Annotated in this window: 17 protein-coding genes and 1 tRNA gene; 5 read left to right on the forward strand and 13 right to left on the reverse strand. The window is 43.2% G+C overall.

The window, feature by feature from the left end:
* The first annotated feature begins 154 nt into the window (after positions 1-154).
* The gene (locus V144x_RS28380) at positions 155-304 is read left to right on the forward strand and encodes a hypothetical protein (protein WP_197998906.1); all 150 of its coding nucleotides are present in this window, start codon (positions 155-157) and stop codon (positions 302-304) included.
* A gap of 214 nt (positions 305-518) precedes the next feature.
* Positions 519-872 (forward strand): hypothetical protein, encoded by a 354-nt coding sequence (locus V144x_RS12880; protein WP_144985562.1) that lies wholly within the window; start codon positions 519-521, stop codon positions 870-872.
* A gap of 115 nt (positions 873-987) precedes the next feature.
* Here the strand turns inward: V144x_RS12880 and V144x_RS12885 are convergent, their stop codons facing one another.
* A complete protein-coding gene (locus V144x_RS12885; protein WP_144985563.1) occupies positions 988-2,004 on the reverse strand; it encodes a DUF4062 domain-containing protein in 1,017 nt (338 codons plus the stop codon).
* Between the two features lie 293 nt (positions 2,005-2,297).
* Here V144x_RS12885 and V144x_RS12890 point away from each other — a divergent pair, with 293 nt between their 5' ends.
* Positions 2,298-3,062: a hypothetical protein gene (locus tag V144x_RS12890; RefSeq protein ID WP_144985564.1), complete on the forward strand. Its 765-nt coding sequence runs from the start codon at positions 2,298-2,300 to the stop codon at positions 3,060-3,062.
* Positions 3,063-3,235: 173 nt separating this feature from the next.
* On the opposite strand, the gene V144x_RS12895 is transcribed toward V144x_RS12890, so the two are convergent.
* The 4 genes from V144x_RS12895 to V144x_RS12915 form a co-directional block, all read right to left on the reverse strand.
* Positions 3,236-3,427: a hypothetical protein gene (locus tag V144x_RS12895; protein WP_144985565.1), complete on the reverse strand. Its 192-nt coding sequence runs from the start codon at positions 3,425-3,427 to the stop codon at positions 3,236-3,238.
* A gap of 39 nt (positions 3,428-3,466) precedes the next feature.
* Positions 3,467-3,862, reverse strand: coding sequence for a hypothetical protein (locus V144x_RS12900; protein ID WP_144985566.1), 396 nt, complete (start codon positions 3,860-3,862; stop codon positions 3,467-3,469).
* 1,103 nt (positions 3,863-4,965) lie between these two features.
* Positions 4,966-5,038 (reverse strand) — tRNA-Lys (locus tag V144x_RS12910).
* A gap of 285 nt (positions 5,039-5,323) precedes the next feature.
* Positions 5,324-6,907 (reverse strand): aldehyde dehydrogenase (NADP(+)), encoded by a 1,584-nt coding sequence (locus V144x_RS12915; RefSeq protein WP_144985568.1) that lies wholly within the window; start codon positions 6,905-6,907, stop codon positions 5,324-5,326.
* Between the two features lie 94 nt (positions 6,908-7,001).
* Here V144x_RS12915 and V144x_RS12920 point away from each other — a divergent pair, with 94 nt between their 5' ends.
* Entirely contained in the window at positions 7,002-8,498 is a 1,497-nt protein-coding gene (locus tag V144x_RS12920; RefSeq protein WP_144985569.1) for an NAD(P)/FAD-dependent oxidoreductase, read from the forward strand.
* 27 nt (positions 8,499-8,525) lie between these two features.
* On the opposite strand, the gene htpG is transcribed toward V144x_RS12920, so the two are convergent.
* Positions 8,526-10,433 (reverse strand): molecular chaperone HtpG, encoded by a 1,908-nt coding sequence (htpG, locus tag V144x_RS12925; RefSeq protein ID WP_144985570.1) that lies wholly within the window; start codon positions 10,431-10,433, stop codon positions 8,526-8,528.
* A gap of 402 nt (positions 10,434-10,835) precedes the next feature.
* Between htpG and V144x_RS12930 the strand changes: the two genes are divergently transcribed.
* Positions 10,836-11,729, forward strand: coding sequence for a sugar phosphate isomerase/epimerase family protein (locus V144x_RS12930; RefSeq protein WP_144985571.1), 894 nt, complete (start codon positions 10,836-10,838; stop codon positions 11,727-11,729).
* A 48-nt stretch (positions 11,730-11,777) separates the two neighbouring features.
* Here the strand turns inward: V144x_RS12930 and csrA are convergent, their stop codons facing one another.
* The 7 genes from csrA to V144x_RS12965 all read right to left on the reverse strand — a co-directional run bounded on the left by csrA (position 11,778) and on the right by V144x_RS12965 (position 22,471).
* A complete protein-coding gene (gene csrA / locus V144x_RS12935; RefSeq protein WP_144985572.1) occupies positions 11,778-11,975 on the reverse strand; it encodes a carbon storage regulator CsrA in 198 nt (65 codons plus the stop codon).
* Positions 11,976-12,314: 339 nt separating this feature from the next.
* The gene (locus tag V144x_RS12940; RefSeq protein WP_144985573.1) at positions 12,315-13,682 is read right to left on the reverse strand and encodes a hypothetical protein; all 1,368 of its coding nucleotides are present in this window, start codon (positions 13,680-13,682) and stop codon (positions 12,315-12,317) included.
* A gap of 272 nt (positions 13,683-13,954) precedes the next feature.
* The gene (locus tag V144x_RS12945; RefSeq protein WP_144985574.1) at positions 13,955-16,489 is read right to left on the reverse strand and encodes an ABC transporter substrate-binding protein; all 2,535 of its coding nucleotides are present in this window, start codon (positions 16,487-16,489) and stop codon (positions 13,955-13,957) included.
* Positions 16,486-20,160: an outer membrane protein assembly factor BamB family protein gene (locus V144x_RS12950; RefSeq protein ID WP_144985575.1), complete on the reverse strand. Its 3,675-nt coding sequence runs from the start codon at positions 20,158-20,160 to the stop codon at positions 16,486-16,488. The genes V144x_RS12945 and V144x_RS12950 overlap by 4 nt, the downstream gene beginning before the upstream one ends.
* Before the next feature lie 68 nt (positions 20,161-20,228).
* Positions 20,229-21,245: an ExbD/TolR family protein gene (locus V144x_RS12955; protein WP_144985576.1), complete on the reverse strand. Its 1,017-nt coding sequence runs from the start codon at positions 21,243-21,245 to the stop codon at positions 20,229-20,231.
* Between the two features lie 70 nt (positions 21,246-21,315).
* Complete coding sequence (locus V144x_RS12960) at positions 21,316-21,795, reverse strand: ExbD/TolR family protein (RefSeq protein ID WP_197998907.1); 480 nt, start codon at positions 21,793-21,795, stop codon at positions 21,316-21,318.
* A 19-nt stretch (positions 21,796-21,814) separates the two neighbouring features.
* Entirely contained in the window at positions 21,815-22,471 is a 657-nt protein-coding gene (locus tag V144x_RS12965) for a MotA/TolQ/ExbB proton channel family protein (RefSeq protein ID WP_144985578.1), read from the reverse strand.
* Positions 22,472-22,491: the final 20 nt, after the last annotated feature.

The raw sequence follows: 22,491 nt of genomic DNA on the forward strand, positions 1-22,491 counted from the left end.
ACGAAACTACGGGAGTGACGAAACTACGGGAGAGATTAAGACAAAATACGTCTCTGCTCACGACTTTCGGAGGTCGTTTGGTGAATGGTGGGCTTCTAAAGTGATGCCAGCAACTCTAATGCAGCTTATGCGACATGAAAGCATGGAAACAACAATGAAATTCTATGTTGTCAGAGATACAGAGGAGGTTGCAGCAGACATTAGAAACGCTGAGGCGGGCTTACGTAGCATTCCTGAAAACGGCGATAATTCAGAGAGTGGCAATGAGTCGCAAGCTATTGCAGTTAAAGAAGTAAGAGAATGAGGGCACAGGGACTTGAACCCTAGACCTACGGATTAAAATCCACGCCATAACTTTTAATCAAAATACACTCACGGGATAGTCACAGGATGCTAAGAGTTTAACAAGATTTGTTACTCTCTGTGACATGTGCTAGAATGCCCTTTGACAGATATGCGGAGGCAGGTTTACGTAGTAGTTTACGTAGTAGACATGATAATTTAGAAAGGGACAACAGATGAATTCATCAGCACCTGTAATCGTCGCCACATTTAAAGGGGGCCCATTTGAAGGGACCCATACTGGAACAGAAGCACCTGACGGCGCGATCGACACTACAGGTTTACCTGATGGAGTAGATCCCAATATTGCCGGGACTGCTTACTTCGTAACATCCAATGGAAGAGTAGGACAAGCATTTATGTATATTGGTGGTCCACTACTTTCGGCAGAGACTTTAGAAAAGTATCCTGAATTGAGACATAAGCAAAAATATGCAGTTATAGAACATGAAAGATACACAGTAATGGAACACGAAGAAGGCAAAGAAGAGAATAGAATATATTTGACTCTTGAGCATGTTCAAGAGTAAGAACAATACCTAGTTTGGGGAATCTTCCTGACCAAATTGCTTAGTGATATGTGGAAGCTAGCTTTGGTACCAATTCTTCACCAGTTCTTAAAGCAGTGATATTATTGAATACTGTCTAATAATCTTTGTTGATTAATGCATCAACCAAATTTCGCTTCATTGATTTAACAACTTTAAATCTTTTCTTCTGTTTAGTGTACTCGTCATTTTTTCGTATAGGTTTTTCCAAATGAACAATAACACCCATGCCCGTAGGCCAGTCTAATGCGATGTCTCCATTTTGTTTTTTTGTGATAATACCGTCTGTTGCTGCAGCAAAATAATCATACCAATTCTCGAAGCTACTTGGATCTACTGAAGTGGAAATCTTACGATCCTGTTTGCTATAACGCATCAAATCTTCAAGAATTCTAAAAAATTTCTTCGCATCTATTTGATCTTCAAGCGCTTTAATCTCAGATTCAGCGTCACCGGATTTATCAATATGTCGATAGAGGTTCTTGACCAATTCTTCAACCTTATTACTTGCTTCTGAGATATTGGTTAGCAAGTTCGTTGTGGTATTGAGTTGCTCGTTAATTTTTCGTTGATGAAGGAATTCGAAAAACATACCAGACCATTGTTTTCGGAGCAAATCCACAATGTCTCGAGCAAATTCAAATGAAAAGTAGGCATTATTTTCATCGGAGCGACGCACTTCGTCAATAAAATTGAAAATTTTTGCAGCATGCTCGTTATTTTCGATCGATGGAAATTTGATATCAACTAGCGACTTTTTTCCTTTGTTATTTGAAAAGACGTGATGGTTAGAGTGAACATCACTTTTGACAAAACTAAAAACTGGTATGTTGTTTTTTCGAGCAGCATAATACTCAGCATTGACAATCGATTTTTCGGGATCAGCGCGATAAGCACCGCCGAATCGACCTCCTATAATCAGAATAAAGAGATCACAGTTACCTACTTCATTAAGACAACTGTCGTGAGTATGTATATCAGGGTGGTAAAAGACATCGCCCCGATCGCTCAAGACGGGAACAAATCCATATGATTCAATGAAGTCGACAAGTGCATCACGAACTTGGGAAAGATCGTAGCAGGTTGAGCTAATAAAAACGTGAGGATTTGCCATGAATAAATATGCTAACTGGTTGGTGCATTATTGTAGTGAGCTTAACTCCTAATTTAGAATATACAAATCATTAGTATACAAGCGAAAATGCTAGGTTCAACTCTTAGCACCTGATTTAACCAAGCAATACAGGACATCCCACGGTTAAAAAGTAGGAGATTTATGCAACATTTTACGATTCGCTTTTATACTTGATGGTTGAACATGAGGATGGATTTGGTAGGCTACAAAATGGCTCCTAACATTAACGTTGTGACGAGCTGAGTTGACGGATGGATGAGCAAGGAGATGAGGTGAGCAAAAAAGCGAGAAGCCTGAAGAGTTTGCCTGAATGTGGCGATGTGTTTTCAGTCTCATTGGGTAATTGGGGATTCACAGCAAGCCGTGTTGTCGCCGTGAAAGCAAAGCCGGTGACTGTGCTGGTCGTAGGGTCTGAGTACTTAGGCGCGAATCCCCCCTCGCTGGACGATCAGAAAGTTTACGATATTCCAATATTAACGCATCACTCATTTGACAATGAACCGTTAGCATTTTGGACTCCCATGACGATTATCCCCGAGTTCGAGAAAATCGGCAATGTCAAACCAGCAGAGGGAGAAGATCAGCTTGCCCTCGGCAGCATGGCGCAATGGGAATACATCTTGTATCAACGTATCATGCAAGCTCAGTGGGATGGTGTTCCAAGACCAGCTGCGGAAAGTGAGATCGATATTTTAGAAGCGATGGAGCAAGCCTATCAAAAACGCAAAAAGCCTCTCACACCAGATGGTATTATTAAGAAGTTCCACTCCTTAGACCCCTTGGAACAGCCCGGCGCCTCATTGGTGGCTGACATCTTGAGATCATTAGTAAAGGATCTTGGCGACGCAAAGGGCTCTGGCATCGAGCCAGTACGATTGGTGACCGACTGTATTACAGCCCTCAATCGGCTGGATGCGGAAGAAGAATGCATTGACACGGTTGAACGTGATTTGCTGATTGAATTCTTTCAAAAGATTGGAAAGAAATACAAAATCGACGATGTTTACAAACTCGTCGAAGAACTGCGCGAATGGTGATTTCTTAAATAAACAAAGCCGCCCTAATCAGGGCGGCTTATCTAGTAGATATAGTAAATGTAGAATGCAAGACTTATTCTCTACATACCAAAGAATACTCCACAATTACCATGTTCACTTTCACGAAAACATGAAAATTATTTGCTGTGCATATGGACCCTGGCTTAAGCTCCCTATTGATGAAAAAAAACTTGCCATAAATCATTTTGAATATTGTAATCACCTTCTATTAAGTCGGCCCATAGTGCATTTTGATCCCGAGGTAGTTTGATTGTCTTTATACATTTGGCATATTCATATTCCTTCTTTTCTAAATAGTCGATAGCGTATTCAGTTGCCTGTTCTTTTGAAGTAATAGCGGTCATAAAAACCTCTAAGTTTATCTAAATTCCGCTTCCCCAGCACTATCTCTGTTCTGAAATAGTGTCGTACGAATCCCATTTTTCATCTGCGAATTTATTTTTCAGAACTCTAATACCTTCCAGGAAATGGGAGTCAAACTTCCCGTTTTCAACAACATGTGAAAACCATTCACTGTTAGCATATGGAGAAACGTCTTTAAAAGCACCTACTCGAATACTTGATACTAAACCTTCAACAAAGTGTTTGGCCCATTTTTTTTCAATTAATGCGATATTCACTTCAAAATTATCTTCAGTAATACATTGAGGTAAAAGCCAGTTTGTTTCCCATGGAGCAAAACTATAATCTATTGTTATTTCAAATAACTCCTGCAGGTCATAGACACCTTTAAATTGAGCAAAGCATTCACTAATATCAAACCAATTAAACATCTTCATATGTTTTACCCCAGTTCGAAATGTAACTCATTTGCTCTCTGCCTCAGCACTGTAGCTACTAGCTTAGCCTTTTGCTCTGTCGCCGAAACCGGCTTTAGAGGACTAATCGAATTGGCAAATCAGTCGATGACTGTAAAAAGGCAGGCAATTAGAAATACTAATGAAATTAAAAGTACAATCGATTGAACCACTGGAAGTTCGAGGTGTAGCCAAATGGAATCAACTGAGTTTTTGCATCGTCGTTTTCGAGAAGTTTGTACTGAAATTTGAATAATTGGCAAATCACACAGACAATATAGAGATCTCCGTCAATTTCAAACCTATGTGCAAACCCAAAATCTTGAAGAAAAAATGGTGAAGGTCTTGTAAATTCTAATTGGCCATCGACGATCACCTTTGCTCTACCTGACCACCATCCATGCTCTAGTTCAATGATGTGTCCGTTAGAGTTCCATTTTTTGTACGCCATTAATCCCAATCCAACTAAACTATCTGAATACAGGTATTCCTAAAAATCGATCCCTCGTTGGTTTTATCTGGCTGATCATTCATGACACCGCTCTACCAGAAAGTACAGACTAATCTTCCATAATCTCTTTACGCTTCGGCACTGCAACCCGTTTGCAATTCACTTTTCACCAAATTCAGTCCAAATACTCTGGGAAGTAATCCGATGGTACTTCACTTTTGGACTAAGCCTCCGAATGTTATCACCTAAGAAATGATCTTTCCCAAGTGTGATAACAACAACCCCGCTACCCTTGAAAAGGTTCTTTAACAATCGCGTCTTCTCGTCTCTCGTCGGCTTCCATAGCCTCTCATGAAATCTCTGCAAATATGAATACGATTCTTATTCATCCCATGATTCTTTTGCACTTCGATTATTATTCGATGTTTTTGTCAAGCAGATTGCTTTATTGAGTATATCTCGATAAATTCCCGATTCTAGCATTGTTCAATTCGATGCGCTCCGAGGAGTCAAATCTTTGAACATTGTTGAATATTAGCACCAAATACCGAGTTATGCAGCATTTCCTGGGAAGCTGAATAAGTAAAGGGCTGTCAAATGAAAGGAAGTCATTTTTAAGAAGGTAAGAAAAGAATGAGGGCGCAGGGACTTGAACCCTGGACCTACGGATTAAAAGTCCGTTGCTCTACCAACTGAGCTACGCCCTCATTGATTCTCTTTGTATTTATGACAGACCTGGATGATAAGTGTTCGGAACCACTTCGTGTTTCGACAGGGCCGTTTGACTGTTGAGTTAGGATAATAGCAACAAGCCCAATAAAATCACAACATTCCGAGCGAAAAAAATCATTGTAAATTCATATTTTCTCTACCCTTAGTCAAATCCCAATGACTTATCAGCTAAAAGAATTCTTTCAATCGTCATCTTCCGAAAAAGTCTCTATTTCTCAGTGATTTTGGCATGCTATGATTCCAGGACTGGGGATGATCAATTATGAAGAATAGTCGTCTGTTGTGTACATTCCATCAATGTATCGCCATTGTTTTGAGTTAGAATTTTGTGGCTTCAGCGCTTCCGGTAATCGATGAGGGCGAACATTATCATAGCATTGGAGCATCGAAAAACGGTGAATTGCAGCGGGAATCCCCACCGACGTAAATACCGGATGTCCCGTTGAGGGGAACGGTCCGCCATGATTCATCGCGGGACTGACGGCGACCCCCGTTGGCATTTTATCGTTTAACAGTCGACCAACTTTTTGCCGTAAGACTGGCGCGATCTGGTCATAAAGTGTGTCATCATTTCCGTCGGTATGGCTATAAATGCAGCCGGTGAGATTTCCCTCAAGGCATTCTGCGATTTCTGCTAACTCCTCTTCAGATTCCGCGATGACGAATAAGGCGCTGTTTCCAAATGCTTCTTCCTGTAATGAGGATGGGTTGGCAAGAAATTGAGTACCGCTGACTTTTAACAGCGTATTCGCACAAGAGAAACCGGGGCCGTCAGATGCGGTGCCGCCGGTAACCAGGGTGGCGCCTGCCGCCTCGATTGCCGCTATCCCCGCTTCAAGACCTGTTTGCCCTCCTTTGCTGAGTAATATTCCTGCAGGAGCTTCTTCAAATTTTTGGGTCACCTGTTGAATAAATGTGTCTGCGGAAGCGCCTGCTTTTAAGATCACCAGTCCCGGATTGGTACAGAACTGTCCGGTTCCCATCAGGCAGCTGCCTTTAAATTCTTCGGCGATGTCAGCGCTGCGTTCATTTAAAGCTCCGGGTAGCACAAATACAGGGTTAATACTCGACAATTCCAGATAGACGGGTTTGCCTGCTTTATCGGCTGCTTCTTTAATCGTCAATCCGGCACTACGACCACCGGTATAGCCGATGGCTCCCATGAGAGGATGCGAAACAAGTCGACAACCATCTTCATGACTGGTGCGATAGATGAGTTGAACGAACCCTGTGGGCATATTTGTTGCTTTTGCGGCAGTGTCAGCAGCTTCCGCAAAGATCTGCGTGGTACCAGGGTGAGAAGAATGTCCTTTGGCAATGACCGGGTTTCCTGCTGCCACCGCTGCAGCGAAGTCGCCTCCTGCGATACTGTTAAAAGCGAAAGGGAAATTGTTGGGACCAAAGACGGCGACCGGACCAATGGGGCCAAATAGGGAGCTGATACCGGTTGCGGTATCAATGGTTGGCATTGCCCACGAGCCTTCACGGGCATGAGTGGCGGCCTGTCTCAATTGATTGGTCGTGCGGGGGAGTTCGCCGTCTCTCAAACGGGGAGATTCAGGATAGCCGGTTTCCAGGTGCGCTGTATCGACCAACGCTTCAGTCCGTTTTTCAATTTCCTCCGCGTAGGATTCGAGAAAGGCAGCAAAACGTTCTCCAGACCAACCTCGCGTTTGTTTTGACGCATCTGAAGCAGCCTGAATCACTGCTTCAATTTCATTCCAGGGGCTGACGGGATAGAGTGGCTCCAAAGTTTCAGCCGTTGCCGGATTTGTTGCTTGAAAAGTATTTGATCCCGTTGAAGAAATCCATTGACCATTGATAAGAACTGGTTGTGTTGCCATGACGTATCCTTGTAAGCCTGCCAATAAGTTGGCAATTGGTTAAAATGTATTTATATAAGATTTATCATAGTCTGTTCAGAGAAGATTAACAGTAATGCAGCAATTTGATGTTGTTATTTTGGGAGCTGGCTTTGGGGGAAGTCTGACAGCATTGCTGCTGAATCAGATCGGTCGCAACGTGGCTTTGATTGACCGGGGAACGCACCCCCGTTTTTCCATTGGTGAATCTTCCACTCCCATAGCCGACTATCTGCTGGAATCGCTCTCCGAGAACTATGATCTTCCACAATTTCAGCCATTTTGCAAGTATGGGACCTGGCAGGAACGATATCCTCAATTGGCCTGTGGAATCAAACGTGGATTCAGTTATTTTGCTCACGAGCCAGAGCAGTTCTTTCGACAAAAATCGAACCACAGTAGCGAGTTGCTGGTAACAGCAAACCTGGATGAAGCATCAGCTGATACACACTGGTTTCGGGCCGATGTCGATCATTTTTTCGCGGAAGAAGTTCAAAAGTCGAGTGTCGTTTATCTGGATCAGACTGAAGTGGTTCTGGCTCAATCCGATGATTGGACAATCCAGGCAGAGAGAAGAGGGGAACGCTTCGATTTTCGAGCTCAATTTCTCATCGATGCGACGGGGGCGATGGGCGTTGTGCCTGACTTTTTGGGTGTGGAACGTCAAACAGTGTTTGAATCCTGTTCGACAGCGGTCTACGGGCATTTTGAAAACGTCACTCCCTGGTCAGAAATATTAGATCAATATGAATTTGATCGATCAGAATATCCTTTTGACTGCGATCAGGCGGCATTACATCACGTATTGAGTGAAGGGTGGATGTGGCAATTACGTTTTAATAATGATATTACCAGTGCTGGTTTTGTTTTAGACTCAGCTAAAAATGCTCTTTCAGCCATTGAACTGTGGCAGAATCTTTTGAGCCGCTATCCGTCAATTCTATCGCAATTCGAGGGAGCATCAATCGTTTCACCGGAATTCGGTCTTTGTTCTACAGGCAGGTTGCAGCGTGGTTGGAAGGAATGTGCAGGTCCCAACTGGGCTCTGTTACCGCATACGGCAGGTTTTGTTGACCCCTTACATAGTACCGGGATTGCCCATACTTTGTGTGGGATTGAGCGTCTCGTTATGACTCTGGAACAGTGCTGGCGAAACAGTGATGAATTGTCTGTTGCCTTATCGCACTATTCAGAGTCGATTCAAGCGGAGTTGAAATTGATCGATGCGTTGGTTGCCTGTTGTTATCGGAGTTTGAAACAGTTTGATCTATTTACAACGAGCGCCCTGTTTTATTTTGCTGCTGCGACCAGCTTTGAACATCAACGATGTAACGAGCAAAAGAGGCCACTGTTTTTATGTGCTGATGATGTTGACTTGAGTAACATCATCGGCGGTTGGCTAAATGAAGTTTCTCAGATACAAGAAAAAAATGTGTCTAATCCGGATGAAATCAAACAAGCGATTCTGAACGCAGAAACAAAGTTAAAACCCTGGAACCGAGTGGGTCTGTTTCACCCCGATGTCCCGAACATGTATTACTACACTGCGGCTCCCAAACCAGAGCCGCAGTGAGTAGAGTGAGAAAGCAACCTATTGGCCTTAGGTAATTATGGGCGAACGCTTCTGAGCCAGTTCTTCCATCATACTCTGGATGTTGCTCGTAATTTCATCAGGACTTGTTGCGATTCCCGTCATCAAGGAAGCGTTCCAGAAGAGTTGACGGCCACATTGCTTGATAAAGGCATGTTGATCTGTGTTGGAAGAGAGCGTGCAGAGACGCTTTATCAATTCTGCATCAGGATTGATTTCCAGAATCCGTTTTGTCGTCGGGAAATCTTTATTGTTCATGCTCAACACTTTTTGCAGCTGAGAACTGATAGCGCCTTCCGGCATGACAAGACAACAGGGGCTGTCTGTCAAACGATCTGATTTTGTGACCGATTCGACATCGTCTTTGAGTTCTTCTTCAAATAACGAAAGGACTTTCTCGAATTCAAGAGAGACCGGCTCCTTATGCTCTTCTTTCTTTTCCGATGCCTCTTCTGAGTCTGCTTTCTCTTCACTTTCACCAGGAAGTTTTACCTCTGAAGAGTCGATGGAGATAATATCGTGATCTTCAAATTTCGCCAGGTTTGAGAGTACGATCTCATCCATCGGATCTGCCAGATAGAAAACCTCGATACCTTTCTTACGGAAGATCTCAAGATTCGGGTTCTTGGCAATCGTATTGAAATCATGACCGCCGAGATAATATATTTGTTTTTGGTTTTCTTCAGCTCGCCCAAGATATGTTTCTAGCGAAACGAGTTCATTTTCAGAAGTCCCTTTAGAGGATGGGAAACGCAGAAGTTTGGCAATGGCATCACGGTTTTCAAAGTCAGTGCCAATCCCTTCTCGCAGGCTGCTGCCGAATTGACGATAGAATTCCAAATACTTTTCTTCATCGTCTTTGGCAATGGAGGCCAGATGTGAGAGTACTCGTTTCGTTAACACTTTTTGAATCTTACGGAATATGGTGTTATCCTGCAGCGATTCACGCGAGATGTTCAGAGGCAGGTCTGCCGAATCGACAATTCCATATATGAATCGTAGATATTCAGGCAATAAATCTCTGTTGTCATTTTGAACCAGGATGCGTTTTGCACAGAGGCTGATGCCATGTTCGGTACGACCAAAGCCCATCAATTCGAGATTGGTTTGTGGACAATATAAGATGCTGTGAAATTGAAAGGGAGAGTCACTGCTCAGGTGCAGATGCCAGCGTGCCTGTTCTTCTCCGTTATGCGCCAAATACTGATAAAACCCATCATATTGTTCTTGTGTGAGCTGTGTTTTCGGTTCCAGCCAGATGGGAGGCTGATCGTTGACAAGTTCATCGCCGAGTTTGATAGGATAGGGAACGAAAGTGGAATACTTTTTCAGGATAAATTTGAGGCGTGTGTCGCTTGTGTATTCGTCGAGGTCTTTGCGTAAGTGCAATCGTATCGATGTTCCACGTTCCAGTCCCTCTTGTGCTTCAATTGTGAATGCACCTGTGCCATCTGATTCCCATTTCCAGCCAGATTCTTCCTGGTAGCTGCGCGTCAAAACTTCAACTTTATCGGCGAGCATGAAGGCAGAATAAAATCCGACGCCAAATTTTCCAATGAGAGAAACTTCTTCTTTCTCATCACCGGCTGCATTTTTCAAAAAATCAAGCGAACCACTATGGGCAATGGTGCCAATGTTCTCGATTAATTCTGCATGTGTCATACCGACGCCATTGTCGGAGATTGCCAGAACTTTGTTTTCTTCATCCGGTTCGAGACGAATTTCCAGGGGTTGCTCTTCTTTTGCGGTTTCCTCCGTCAAAGAGAGGAATCGGAATTTATCCAATGCATCAGAGGCGTTGGATATGAGCTCTCGGATGGCGATTTCACGGTTTTGGTAAAGTGAGTGAGAGAGCAGATCTAATAGTTTTTTGATTTCTGCTTGAAACGTAAATTTTTCGGGTGTTTTTTGGTCCATGGTCTTTCTCTCAATTAATCAAGCCTGTGTCCAGGTTTATTATGGTGCCTTCAGGGCAATTTGGATCTCGTATCATAGCTATGAAGCCGTTACGGTCAAATTGGATGCGTTATAGAATTTTGATGTAAACTGAAATATTCTCCGGCAAAAGAAGTAAATCCACTGATTGAACCTCTATTGTCTTGTTTATAAAAAGTAGAGGATTTATTGTAAAGTGGCACAGTATCTTCGTATGGCGGCTCTGGTCTGAAAACTCTGTAAAAGACAATTGTAATCTGTAAGAGGTCGCTGTAATAATAAGATATAACGGTGGCAGGTTCGGACTTGCCGGGTGTTTAGAGTAAAGTTTTTTTAATGAAAATGAATCATTCAATCTAAATAGATACTCCGGAGATAGCGATCATGGAATTCTACTCTCGTCGTGACTTTTTGAAAACTACCGCATTAGGGGGGGCTTTGGCACTGGGGGGAGGTCTGTCTGGTACTGTCTTTGCGGGTAAAAAGCCGGCTCGCCAGGCACAATATGGTCTCGTTACTTATCAATGGGCAAAGGATTGGGATCTGCCGACTCTGCTCAAAAACTGTAAAACAGCCAATGTATTGGGGGTAGAACTAAGAACGACACATGCACACGGTGTCGAGCGCACGCTGAACAAACAACAAAGACAGGAAGTCGCTCAACAGTTTGCCGACAGTCCGGTTACGTTAGTAGGCATTGGAAGTAATGAGCGATTTGACAATCCCAATCCAGGTGTCCTCAAGAAAGCAATTGCAGACACGAAAGACTTCATCAAACTGAGTCACGATGTGGGAGGCACCGGTGTAAAAGTGAAACCGGATTCATTTCATAAAGGTGTCTCAAAGGAAAAGACCATTGAGCAGATTGGACGTTCTTTAAACCAGGTTGGAAAATATGGAGCAGACTGGGGGCAACAGATTCGTCTGGAAGTACATGGTAAATGTGCACATCTTCCGACAATTCGGAAGATATTAGACGTTGCCGACCATCCTAATGTGGCGATTTGCTGGAATTGCAATAAGCAGGACTTGGAAGGGAAAGGGCTTGAAGAAAACTTCGCGTTGGTAAAAGACCGTCTGGGGGCTACAACGCATATTCACGATCTGATTCATTCCGACTATCCACACAAGCAATTTTTTGAGTTGATGGCAGGTGTGAACTACACAGGCTGGTTGATGCTTGAAGAAGGCAAGCAACCTAAGAAAGAGACTGTTGCAGCCTTGGCAGAACAGCGAAAACTGTTCGATCAGATGTGGGCTCAGGCGCAAGACAGTTGATCGATGTCTTTTGAGTGTTGGCTGAATTTCGACAAAGTGAGGTAATGATCAAGGAGATTGAAAGTTTGAGTTTTTGTTCAAACTTTGTTCTTTGATTGCCGCATACACTTCTTCCCGGTGTACGGTAACATCTTTGGGGGCTTCAATTCCAAGACGAACTTTGTCGTTTTTAATTTCGATCACCATCAGTGTGATCGAATCTCCAATGATGATTTTTTCATCTTTTTTTCGGCTGAGTACAAGCATCGCTATTCCTTGCGAAGGGATCAATGGGGGAACATTTTGTTTCAATCTCTTTCTGTGAACGGGACGTAAAAATCGCTATCCGTTGAAAGAGTTACACTTAAAACTTAGCGTATTGTTTTGGCGTTTCTGCTCTGATCTGAAAAAAATGAATGGGATTCAGCTAAGCAATTCTTAAAAAGAAGCAGTTATAGCGATTATATGAATTATACTCATATCGTTTTCTACAAATCTGGGAATGAGTTCTTAAACTTCTTGAGGCAGGATGCTTGGTGAATCGTACCTGTTTGAACCTGTAATAAGCCGTTTTGAGACAGGGGGCGGCCTTCTATAGAGATGGTATTAGCGTTTGGGGGCCTGCTCTTGAAGTTGTCTCAAGTCCTGGATTTCTGTTTTAAAATCGATGATACCGGTTGGATCCAGGAATCGATCAATTCGAGAAGCTGTGTCCCGGCATAAGCTGGCAATTCGGGATTGTGCGGCTCTGTTGTTCTGTTTCTGAGCTGCTTCCACCGCAGTCACTTGAATGACATTCAGCTTTTCCTGGAAAATCTGTTTTGGGGAGATCTCACTTTCCAGTTTTTTGATGCCTGAATTCACTTTCGTCCATTCATTATTTTTGGCCCATTTGCGAATGCGCGCCATTTTCATTGAAAGAGAGGCAACCGCTTCGATCAGTTCTCCATTCAAAACTGCCAGCTCTCCTTCCACGTTCAATCGAATCCTGTCATCGGGAACTTGGATTGAAACATCGCGGTCGATGCCGGGAATATAAGGTACATTGGCAACAAGTGCTTTGCCGCTACGAACGTAAAGCCAGACCAATGGTTGTTTTGGATCCGTTTGGAGTGTGATTTTTCCACTGCGATTTGTTAAATATTGTTCGGTTATATAATCCAAAGGTTTTGTAACTGGCTTTTTCGTTTGTTCTTTTTGTTTTTTGGCTGCGATTTGCCGCTGTCTCACCTCCTGAGGATTCAAAGGAGAGAGTTGTACCCTCATGCCTGCGTAAGATTGTGTGGATTTACCACGGGGAATCAAAGCGAGATTGGTTTGTGGATATTGTGGCTTGACTCGTATGGCAAGCGTTTCGACTCTTCGCCGACTTCCACTGAGAATTCCGCGCAGTCCTGAAGAAAGGGAGCAGGTTGCGTACTTGCGATTCATTTCTTCCAAAATGAGATAAGTCCAGGGAATAAACTGAATGTTTTTGACTTCTCGATTTCGATTTAAATATCGAAAGAAAGGTGTGAAATAGACGTCTTTCTCTGACATTCCTAATATGGGGTCTGGCGTCAAGTATTGACTCGCTTGTTCGCTCACTGTGACCTGATTTTCGATGACAGATTCAATTGAGACAACAGGTGAGAATACGTTGAGTAGCGAATGAAAAATCGTATCACCGAGAAAAGATTTTTCAAATGTGTTTTCAATTGAAACAGACCCCAGCCTTTGCGAGAGAGAATCAAACTCTCTTCCAGATACTTGATATCCAATTCCCTTTGGTTCAATCGCAATCAGAAACAACTTGTCAAAGGGAAAATCAGGATAACGATTCAGAATGGCAACTGGTTGTAAGCGTTGCAGGCCTTCACTTGAAGAAAGTGCCAGCCAGTTATTTTGATAGATTCCAATTGCAGTTTTTGAATTCGTTTGATCTGTAGCATTATTCTTGAGTTTCCACTTTTCACCCACCGATCGTTCTATCATCTGTGCTAATTGGCTTTGGATTCGCAGGTGATCAGAAGACGTCAGGCTTGCTTTTGGATCATACGAAATATCAATTCTGACTCTATATGGTCTAAGGCTGACATGTTGCGGTTCAATTGATTTTGAGGAAGCCTTTTCTGTTTGTGCAAATGAATTCAAGCTTGGGAACAGAACAAATCCCCAAAAGAGAACGATTACTTGAATCAATTTTGCACAATCAAATGAAAACATGAGTTTACCAAAACGAAATCTATTTTTAATTTAAGTCAAAACTATTTTTGTGTGAATGCATCCACATTCGGAAAAACAGGGGTTACAACCCACTGTTCTACATTGTCGTAAAAATTAAGAGGACGATCTGCATAGCCCTTTATGTTCGTCCGAAATACATGAAACTGGTCGATTTCCCATAATGGGACAATATGTGCCATTGAATATAATTGCAGCTGCAACCTTTTGATGAGTGCCGTTGCTGTTTCCCAGTCGGTTGCTTCATCCAGTTCGATCAATTTTAATCTCAGCCAGTCAGGAAAAATTTCGAGTGATTCAATTTGGGCTCCCTTTCCAACAGTGAGGAATGGCCAGAGCTCCATAACTGGTTCTGTCATGGTGACAGTACGATAGGCGATGTCCCAATTCAAATTTTTCTTCTCAGCTTCGACTGGTGTATTGGGAATGAGTGTGACTCTCATACCAATTTGTGACCAGGCATTGATTAATTCCTTCGCTGCTTCCTGCGTTTCCGGATTAGGATCACAGAGCATATGCAGTGTTGGGATGTTTCCTCCCAGTTTCTTTTGGGATGCGACAGCCAACGCAACTGCTAAAGGAAAATTATACTCACGTTGAGGAACTTGCTGGTTATAAGTTTGTAGCCCTGTGTAATAAGGAGCGGTGATCAAGCGACCGTTCAAAAGTTGAGATTGATGCAACAGGGTGTCCGTCAAAATTTTCCTGCGATCGATTGCATAGGCGAGTGCTCTGCGTAGCTCAATGATTTTGAGTGGCTTACTTTCCGGGTTGAATTGCAAAACATGTGATAAAGGGATTGCACTCTGGACGACGTTAAATTCTTCCTGTTCTTGAAAATAAGAGACCAGTTTAGCTGGAAGAAACGGGAGTACAGACACTTCTCCCAGTAATAAGGCCTGAAATGACTTTTCAAAATTGGGATAGCGAATTTCATTGATCTGAGCCAGATTATAATCGCGTAATCCGGTTGGCTCAGGAATAGCACGAACATAACGTACCTGGTTCGGTGTCTGTTCATCTACGATAAAACGATTAGAAACAAAGATCTCCGGTTGCTTGGGGTTGCGTGCATTTTCTGAATTGATATCGGTTGATACTGCCTCCCAGAGTGGTTTGGCTTCTATGGGAAGCGTTAATAACCTCTCTGTTCGTAAAGGGACTCGATCAAAAAAGATACTAAAGGTAAAGGGACTGGTCGCTGTGATTGATTGAACATAGCTGTCGAATCGTTCGTCATATTGACTGTTTCCCGGGGTGATTTTCTTTCGGAGGAACTCAGTGATATCAGCAGCCATCATAGTGGGATGCGATTCCCAGGATGCGTACGATTGTCTCAAAATAAAGTCCGCACGGCGCCCCAGATCTGTTGGATCCCACTGTTCAAAAAACCGACTTTGATATTGGGGAGTTTGATTGATACGAGCGACTTCAAATAAGGGGATTTGTGTTAACTTCCGATGTCGGCGCGTCGAGTTTCGTTCCAGAAAGAACGGAGTTTTATCGAAAGCTGTCTCGAGAACGCCGACATTAATGACGGGATAACGGTTATGGTAACGTAATAATGATTCACGCAAGCGAGGATTGATTGGCCAGACAATGGAAGCGTCCATCGCGAACTGAATCGCACTTTGATAATCGTTCTGTTTTGCTTGCTGATCTGCTTTGTTCAGAATTGTATTCGAGCGGGCCAGAAAGGATTCCTCCCAGATCGCAATGATTTTTTGCCGGGGAAACATGCTTGCCAGACGCTTCAAAAAAAAGTGACCTTTTCGGAAATGTCCTTCCTTTACCGATTGCTTGATCAGAACGTCAATCACTTCACCGGCGAGCTGACTTAAGCCGGGGTATTCAGGTGACCGACGATGCAGATCTTCAATAAACGCGATTGCGATTTCAAATTGTTTTAGTTTTTGCTTATCTTTAGCTTCCAGAAAAAGCAGTCGTTGTTGCCTTTGATTAAACCCGGGCCAGTCGCGATGTTTTCTGTCCAGGACTAAAAGCAGTTCAAATGCCAAGCGTAATTGATTGGATTTCAGTAATTCATCAATTCGCATCAGGATCTGGTCTTCATGATGAACGACCTGTTTGACGTTTTTTCTCTGAATTTGATACTCAGGGCTTTCTTTTTCATCGATTAGTGTCAATTGGATAAAATTGAAAGCAGCACGCATTTTTCGTTGTTCATCAATTTCTTCTTTGCTCTTTGGCTTAGGCCAGCTATAGCTTTCTTTTAGTGCCGCATCGAGTTGTTGCAGAGTATTGGGGCGAGGGTAGATCGGTTCTACGATGAGAACACGATCGTTTTCCAAGACGATCCAGTCTACAGGTGGTTTTTTCAACAGATCATCCATAGAAGGAACTTGCATTTCTTCTATTTTAGGTAAAGGTGTTACTTCCTCTTCTTCGGTTTGTGTTGAATCTGTTTTAGTAGAATCAGACTTTGTCGGTTTGTCTGACTGATTCTCTTTTTGGGCCAAAACTGATGTTGATCCCGACAAAACGAGAACCAATACCAGAATACAAAAACAGAGACTTCTGTTTGTTAAATTACTCATAGCGAAGCCTGTCCTTTCTGCTGCAGGACCTGATCGATACGATAAAGGCTTCCATCCACAGTTGGTACCAGCATTATCTGATCCAGATTCACAGTGGCTCCACTCGTGGGGAGGGGGGTGTTAAATTCTGTTTGAATTTTTCCAGTTTTGGCTTCGACTGTGATTAATGTGCCGTTGCGCAGAGTTAGTAAGATTTGATCCTCATACATGGCGGGTTGACCTGCGAGGGAAGAATCAGACAATTTTAAGTCCCACCGTTTTTTCAGGCCGTTACTGATATCGAAGCAGCTTAATTTTTGTTTCGATTCTACAAACAGGAGATTATTTGTGATCCAGAGATCATTGGCAGACGGAGATGCTATTTGGAGTTTTCCTGTTTGTTGACCAGTCTTGGCATCAAGTAATTGTAGCTGTCCTGAGGCATCTGAAATGGCTATGAAATTCTTACTAATCCCTGCATTAAAATCGATGGGTTGTTTATTGTCAGTCATTGATACAACAGCGAGGTGACGTGCGGGAGTTGTTCGATATTGCAAAGTAAAAATCTGGCCGCTGGAAGTTAATGCGATACATTGATTTTTCGAAATGGGAATGAGTTGCTTCCAATTGACTTTTGCATCAACATCATCTGGCAGAACAAAATCTTGTACGGTGTTTAAACCTCGTCCTTTACGGTATACCGAGATTTTTTTATGGAACGGAAGTGCGATCCCATCTCCGATTAGAATCGGCATTGTGTCTAAAGGTGCTTTCAATGGTATTGTTTGTTCCAGTTGGCCAAATGAATTGAGAATCCAGAGTGTCGGTTCCGGGGAGCCGCAGTAGACTGCAATTTTACCATCAGACAGTTGGGTCGTTTTAAGTGGTTCAGTCAGCCCTTCGGGGAGTTTGAGCTGGGTGATGGTTCTCTCTCTGAAACTTGTGCCATCGGGACCAAAATCTTTACCACGGAGTCGAAAAATATCACCATCAGATGTGACGCAAACCAGACCATTTTCACCATACGAATACGTTGCCAGAATGTCTGTGCCAAGAATCGATTTCCAGGAACTGCTCATCTCATCGCGATTAGCGATCGTAAAAATGACCGAGTTTGAGGAGAGGAGTCGCCGGGCAAGATACAGATTATTGCCAATCAACTGCATCGGTTGTGCTCCCAGGCCATCGGCAATCTTTTTCTTGTCTAGTTTGATACCGGAATTGAGAAGCGTAAACTTGCGTAATGCAGAACTGCTCATCCAAAGTTGTCCACCGGAACCGGCCGACAGATAGATCTGGCATGAAAGTGGATCTTGTAACTGATACGAGGCAATTTCAGTCAGTTTTCTTTTACCTTCCTCATCGGTCACCGTAAAAGCTGTAATGCGTTCTGGAACAGTGGGTAAAAATAACTGTTTGCCACGTAGCACAGGTGGGCTTTGCACATGACCTTTAATACGGAATTGCTCCAGTTCGTTGAGAGAGGCATTCTCACCATTTCCATCCAGTATATGCAGTAGAGCAGAGTCTGCGCGGTCGTTCTCACAAACCATCAGTAGTTTTCCCATTGGAATAATAGGGATCCGTATCGTTCCCGGTCGATGCCCGATCGCTGTGACGCGTTTACATTCAAAAGGACGTAATGAAACAAGATAAATAACAGCTTCATGTCCCGCGACGGCGACGGCTTGTTCTCCATAGACCAGTCCGGGAGCACCGATCAATGGCTGAGCAAACTTAAGTTGAGAAATGCGATTACCACTGATCAAATCAAGGCTGAGCAAATCACCAGATTCACATGATATGACAATGAGCCCCTGATGTATCAATGGTTGTCCCGTCGGTCGAGAGGGTAATGCTTGACGCCAGATCAATTTCCCATTTTTTTGTGAGACACAAACCAGATCCTGATGTCTCGAATCATAGAGGAGTAAGGCGGGTTCGGTTCCTGTGACAGTCAATGGTGCAAAGGGTGCATCCAAGCCAATCGGACGTCGCCAGATAGGATCTCCTGTAATGGAATCAATCCCAAAGCAACTACCATTGGCCAATGCGAATACGTTTCGTCCGTCCGAAACTGCATTGGAGCGAGAGCGAGTATGCAGTGCCAATGTGACGACTTGCGGAAATGTTTCAGGGTATTCTTCATTCGAAGCGGCAACAGGTTCGTTATTTATTTTGATGAGACCTTTTTCGACTTCGAGAATTTGATCAAGTACGGTCGACATCTTGCGATCATTGTTATAATACGGATAGCGATCCAGCAGATGCCGTCTGCGTTTCAATGCTTTTAGAGTATCTTTTTGTTTGATTGACTCTTCAATTTCCAAGACTGCGACATCAAATACCTCTTTCCTCAGAATTTCGGCCTCTGCTTTTTCATAACCGGCTTTGATTTTCGCTAAAGTTTCAGTTGGAGGTACATCTTGAGGGCTATATCGAGTCAGTATCTTCTCGGCATTCTTTGATACCACTAACAATTCACGATCTTTCGTTCGGCTGGCTGTTTCTACAGATCCGAGTGCAATTCGCTGTCCATAATCGGCTATTGTTGAGTGCTGGCTTTTAAAGTCAGAGTCATCTCTATGCTTTTTGATGAATTTATCAGTCGCCTCCAATCCTGATTTCCAGGCTGGTGTTGATCCCGAAATTTCCTTCTCCACTAATGACTTGCTGAGAAAGATACGTGCTTCATCGACATAATCGCTTTTACTAAAATTTTCCTGGAAATTTTCGAAGAGCTGTATTGCCTGGGAGTATTTCCCCGCTTCCATTTCCTGGACGGCCGCGTCAAAGTGTCGTTTGGCAGTATCGCGTCCAATAATGAACCAGAAAGTCAGTGCTGTGAGCGCTAAAAGAATACCACCACCGGTGAGTGAGAGGACTAAAGGAGAGCGGGTGATTTGACGTTCCCCGGGACGTACAGCATTTTTTGAAGCTCGCTTACGTATGCGATCCTTTAATGAAAGCGTACTTTTGTCTTCAGTATCTGTTGTTTCATTGGCACCTTCTAATTCATCTGAACCATGATCACTCGTGCGAGATAAAAAAGTGCTTTCAGGAGCTTGGGGAGTTTCTTTAGAACTTACATCTTCAAGTAGTTCTGCAGCAGACTCCAGGTCGAGATCATCATCGGCAGGCAATTCTTCGACTGGCGGTGGTTCTACTTTGGGTGCCTTTTTTTCTTTTCTAGACTTCGAGACTTTGTTTTTTGCAGATTTCGATTCTTGTTTCCTGGATGATTCTTTGGAAGATTTGGAACGGAGTGTACTGCTTTTTTCCTGTGGTTTTGAAGGAGAACGCAATTCAGCTTCAAACTCGTTCTCGCTGATCGGCTGCAGATCATACATTGATGATTCATTTTTGTCGTTGGAAGTGTCAGGTAGTGGAGAAGACAAATCAAGTAGATCGACTTCGTCTACAAACAGTATATCCGCTTCTCCGATCCGGATTAAATCACCATCATTTAAGAGCGTCCTTCCGGACATTGTTCCGTTGACGTCAATCCCATCACTGGTTGCAGCAAGAATTTCATATCCTTTTTTATTCCAACTTATACGGCATTGCATTGATGCAACACCTTCAATCTGCAAATCATTCGAAGTATGACTGCCAATGGATATTGGCTGTTTTTTGGATAACTCAATCTTTTGAGTTTTTCCGGATAATAGTGAAATTTCTAAACTGGCCATCTCAATCACTTATATTTGCAGAATTATGGGAAGTAAGTCATGCTTAGCACAATTGAACTTCTTCTAGGTCAATCTTCAGGACCACGGTAGGAAGCGAGTCTGATTTTTTGCATACCAACTTCATTAGCCGCATCGACAACTGCGACCACTGTTTCATGTCTGGCGGCATTGTGTGCACTAAGCACTAATTCGGATTTCGGTTTTCCTCCTTGATCGCGACGGTCCAAAATTGCTTGAACAATTTCGGAAGAGTTTGAGAGTTTGATATCATCAACATAAATCCCATTATTGTTATCAATTTCGACAATGATAGACTCTTCACGAAAGTCATCCAGAGTTTGTAACGACTGGGAAACACCATCTTCATCTGGATTCGGAGGAGGTACCTGTATGCTTTTTTGCAGACTGAATGATGCGGTAATCATAAAGAAAATGAGTAAGAGAAAGGTGACATCCACCATCGGTGTCAGGTCCATTTCTTCAAATTCCGACTCCGCACTCCGAATGGAAAACCCCTCATCATCGTCTTCATCTTCTTCTACGTCATTTCTGGGTTTTGTGGGAGGAACTGTTGCAGTTTCTTTCGATTGTGTTTTAGCCTCTATTTTTTGGGATGCCACTTCCGGTTCTGACTGAGGAGTACGTTCTTCAGATTCGCTGGTGTCGAGTTCAGGAGCTGGTTCGGGATGTGATTTCGTTTGCTGTTTCTCTTCAGAGCTTGGGGGAGACTTCTCTTTTTCTTCAACCTGCTTTTCGATTACGGGCTGCGCAGTCTCTTCTGCGGCTGCAGCTTGTTCCCAATCTCCTTCCAGAATTTCATCCCAACTTTCACCTAGCGGGCCTAAGTCATCCAAATCGTCAAGTAATTGATTTTCTTCCTGATTGACTGAAGTGGCTTGAGGCGTTTTTTCTGTTTGAGGGGGAGCTTGAGGAGTATTTTCTGCTACTTCCGTTCGACGGTCTTCACTTTTTAATGGGATCGTAATTTGACGCTGGCAGGCAGGGCAGGAAACCGATTTTCCTGCCTTCTTGCTAGCGACACTTAGCTTTTGACCACATTTTTGACAGTAGAATTTGATAGGCATATTTAAATCAGTATCTCGTATTCTTTTCAGATTAGATTAATTCAAGATCGAGATTGCGTGACGATCAAAATCAATTATTCTTTTTCTCTTCAATTCCAATATAAAATTTCACTCCATCCACTTCTGTTACTGCCCGAGTCACTTCCTGGACAAATCCATGTGGCACGCCCCGATCTGCTTTGATAATGACATCGCTGACACCATTTTGAACGCGCTCGCGAACTTTTGCTGTCAGCTCTTCCAGTGAAACTTCGGTGGCGCCCCCTGATTCTTTAAATTCAACGACACTCTTTCCATTTAATCCGTTTCCATCATTATGAACTAAAATTGTTGTAGAAAGTCGGGTATCAACTCCAACTCCATGTCGGGCAACCGGGACATCTGAGTCCTGGGTTGCCTGCATTGTCGAAGTGACCATAAAGAAGATCAGAAGGAGAAACGTGACATCAATCATGGGGGTAATGTCCAAGTCGTCACCGGTGCCGCGAGATGTTGGTCGTTTTTTCCAACTATCTTCATCTATTTCGAATATTGTTTTTTTTCTAGCCATGTTCAATAGGTCCTGGAGGTCATGACTGACGTGATGAGTCAAGAATTTCCAGAAACTCACCTGTATGTTCTTGCACAGAGTCTTGTAGTTTTCCGATGCGTACATGAATCAAGGCACCAGCCATGACTAAAGGAATGGCGACAGCCAAGCCTGCTGCAGTTGTAAATAACGCGAAACTGATTTCGCCCGCCAGTTGACTGGGATCGCCTCCAGACTCTTGCATATTGCCGATTTTGTCAAAAGCGTTGATCATTCCAATCACGGTTCCCAATAAACCCAGCATGGGAGCACTTTTCACAATGGTACTGATCCAGGACATACGATATTCAAGGTCAGCCAGAATATCCCGTTCAAATTTTTCAGCGAGCATCTGTCTTAATTTTTTCGCGGGACGTTCCATATTTGCCATCGCAACTAAAATTAATTGCGGAACTGCTTTACTCCAATAGGGAGGCGAATCACAGAGATTGATTACAGATTCATAGTCCTTTTTTTCGATATCTTCATGAATCTGGTCGAGAAATTCGCTTGCTGCATTTTGTGTTAAGAATCGTTTTTGTGCGATTTGTCTGATTAGCAGGATGACACAAAAAACGCCATACAAAGCGGTCAATCCCAATGCAATATAGATGGCATAACCAGCCACATTCAAGATAGGAGTCAGCGAGTAATTCATAGATGCCTGTTCATGTGTTG

Origin of the sequence: Gimesia aquarii, assembly GCF_007748195.1 — a bacterium.
Classification (GTDB): Bacteria; Planctomycetota; Planctomycetia; order Planctomycetales; family Planctomycetaceae; genus Gimesia; species Gimesia aquarii.